Source organism: Edaphobacter aggregans DSM 19364 (assembly GCF_000745965.1).
Classification (GTDB): Bacteria; Acidobacteriota; Terriglobia; order Terriglobales; family Acidobacteriaceae; genus Edaphobacter; species Edaphobacter aggregans.
Genome location: NZ_JQKI01000280.1, coordinates 1 through 2,859, shown reverse-complemented (window position 1 = coordinate 2,859; position 2,859 = coordinate 1). Strand labels below are relative to the sequence as shown.

Here is a 2,859-nt window from a genome sequence, read left to right as displayed (position 1 = left end):
GGGGTAGTTCTCTGAATCAGCTTCACCGCTGAGTTCAGCCTTTGCAACACCTCGTGCTCCTCACTGACTTACATTCAAACAAACCGCACCTTGCCCGTGGTCTTCCGACGATGCATAACGGTCTGAAGGGGGAAGTCGGGTTATTGACGAGTTACCGCTAGCCGCCCGCAACTCCGAGGAAAGCGCTGACAGAACTAAATGAGTGACTCGCCCTGTTTCGACAGTTACGCGTGGAACTGCTGCTTTTTCCTGCTAGTGTGAGCCGTGCAAGCAGCGTTGTTGCTCTTTGGCGAATTTGGAATTGCGGCACGTGTCGTCCCAACTCACGGTTGTTGTCACACATCGCGACCAACATGTTTTCTATGGGAGCCGACAATGACGCGACTTGCTGCAACTCTTATCCCCGGTCAAGTCGGTGCAAACAGGAACAATTGAATATTGATTGTTTAAAACTGAAGGCTGTTGATTGGAGATTTTGACTCTCCAATCAACAATCAGCGAATTGCATTTACGGCGTGTGGTCCCCGTAAATGTTCTGGTCTATTCCGCCTTCATGTGGACATAGATCGCCACTCCATGCACCGATCAGCGCCGAGAAAACACGGCACTGACGCACATCTGCAGTGGCGTTGTCTTCATCTTCGGTAGTCTCACGCGGATCGGTTCCCTGCACCGTGTTGCGGTAATCGGTCCAGGTTCCGAACGAGAAGTTGCCGAGCGAAGTGATCCAAAGGTAATCGCCCGCAAACGGGACAGAGCGATTATCGAACTGCTCGTAGTTGGCGTTGCTGGTCACGTCGGTCAAACGAACGGGAGTTGTCCACGTAGTTCCATTGTCAGTGGATTTGGCGCCAAAGACATCCAGCGATGGCGCAATAACGCCGGCGGCGCTGTTGCCGATCGGGCGCGCCGGCGAGTAGTTCGGATCAAGCCGGCTGTCCCACCAAAGCACGTGCAGCGCTCCACCATCGGCGGAAATATCCGGGAAGAATTGTTGACCAACGGTCTGATTATCAATCAGCGCGGGAGTGGTGTGTGTTCCAGCCGCGCCGTCGTACCGTGTAAAGAAGATGCCGGCTTGGCTGCCTTGGCCGGCCACTGTGGTCGTAAAGAACGTTGTTCCTGATTGCACTATGGTTCCCGGCTTGGTTGGATCATAGACGATGTAAACCCACTCGTTCATTTTGTCCAACTGATCGGCGGTAGAACGGGGGCTCGTCCCGCCGCGGGGGAAGGTGTATCCGGAGACACAGTGATCGGCAAAGTCACCGCAATCACGCGCGATGGAGCCCGGAGCTGACACGTCACTCTCGAAAAACGGATCGTCGAGCGACGCTGCCGGAATAGGAATTGGCTGCGGCGCCGAAACGTCCAGAGGAACATATGGGATAAATGTGGTAACAACCTGCGGTTTGGAGAAGGTCTGTCCGCAATCAGTGGATTTGGCAATCACCACTGCAAAAGGCTGTCCGCTGTTGGTTTCAAACTCGTCGAACGTGACGTAAACATGCCCATTTCCTGTGACCGAGATGTCGGGGTCCTGCACGTTCTTGATGCTGCTGGTGATCAGGATCGGGTTTGAGAATGTCACGCCATGATCTGTGGAACGGACAAGATAAATGTTCGAGTTCTTCCCGCCTGTGAAACGAGACCACGAGAAATAGACATTCCCGTCGCAGGGCCCGCCAGTTCGGTCTGCTTGGATTGACGTCTTATCATGAAACACACCTAACAGGTTTGGGGCGGACGAGCCCTTGGCTACCCGAGTCGTGCCTCGATATGCTTTCCCATCGTTGATCGTATTTCCGCCTTCGCCGTCGGGGTTTTCATATCGCGCGACCCACTCATCTCCAAAGGTCTTCACGGTTCCGGCTGGGTCGCCGGAACTTTCCGAGCCAAAGAATACGCGGCCATGGTTGTCCCAGGTAATGACCGGGTCTCCAGCACTGGCGGTTCTTATTTGTGCCAATGCAGCGAAGGGCGAGACGTCTCCCGGGTAGCCAGGCACCAGAGAGCTTTGGAAACTGGCTCCCCCGTTTTCAGAACGGTAGTAGCCCAACCATATTGGACCCAGCGCCACTGGAGTCCCATTGACTACGGTGGAGTACACACCGCAATAATCATTGGAACTGCCAATCAATACGTTAGTGTTACGAGGGTTGACCTCTACCGCAGGCTCGTTCTGGCGTCCGCGCGCTATGGAACACTCACTGAGCACAGCATCGGTATAGGGACTACCAGTAGCCAGGGTGTACGCACTGATATAGCCCGAGCTGCCGGGAGAATCGTTGGTTAACCGGACGTCAGTGCCCGGGGTCTGCGCGAGCGAGAGTGGAATTACAAATGTGGCCAGGCAGGCCAACAGTAGTATCTTGTATGTCATAGCGTTAGCCTCTGGGTAAAATACGAAGATTCTTTCTGTAGCAAATTTCGTACTTTGTAGTTACAAAGTTTCGTGCCCCGTTGCCAAGTTCAAGCTCTTCGCACCGGAGGATCTCGTATGAGAGACATGTGGAGCAGTTCTAATCTTCGCGCCGTCTCGTAACTCCACGAGAGTGTCCGATAAAACGCTTACAACACTCACAGTGTCAATGGGATTCACGGGATATACGGAGATTATTTAGTAATCGTGCGCGTGTTACTGGGATATGGCAACGATTCGAGACAAAATTGGCCATATCGCCGCAATTGATTGACTCTGAATGGGATTCAGATTCAATTCTCTCGGGAAAGCTGTTCGCAGAAAGAAGCTTGGGGGGCACTTCAATAAGAGCAGTTGACTGCGCCAGAGGCGGAGTAACTGGTGCCAAAAACTTGTCTCGGGCTCCGGCGATTTGCAATTCTGACTTGGGATTTGAT

The 2,859-nt window shown here is 53.4% G+C and carries 2 protein-coding genes; both read right to left on the bottom strand.

Features of this window, described 5'->3' with window-relative positions:
* Window positions 1–508: 508 nt before the first annotated feature.
* A complete protein-coding gene (locus Q363_RS31125) occupies window positions 509–2,383 on the bottom strand; it encodes a sialidase family protein (protein WP_169747209.1) in 1,875 nt (624 codons plus the stop codon).
* Between the two features lie 205 nt (window positions 2,384–2,588).
* Window positions 2,589–2,859, bottom strand: a 271-nt coding sequence (locus Q363_RS43475; protein WP_211256455.1) for a hypothetical protein, incomplete at its 5' end; no start/stop codon positions are given.

What these genes read in the sequence shown, in the direction of transcription:
- Q363_RS31125 (WP_169747209.1), bottom strand. Translation starts at nt 2,383, where the DNA reads ATGACATACAAGATACTACTGTTGGCCTGCCTGGCCACATTTGTAATT.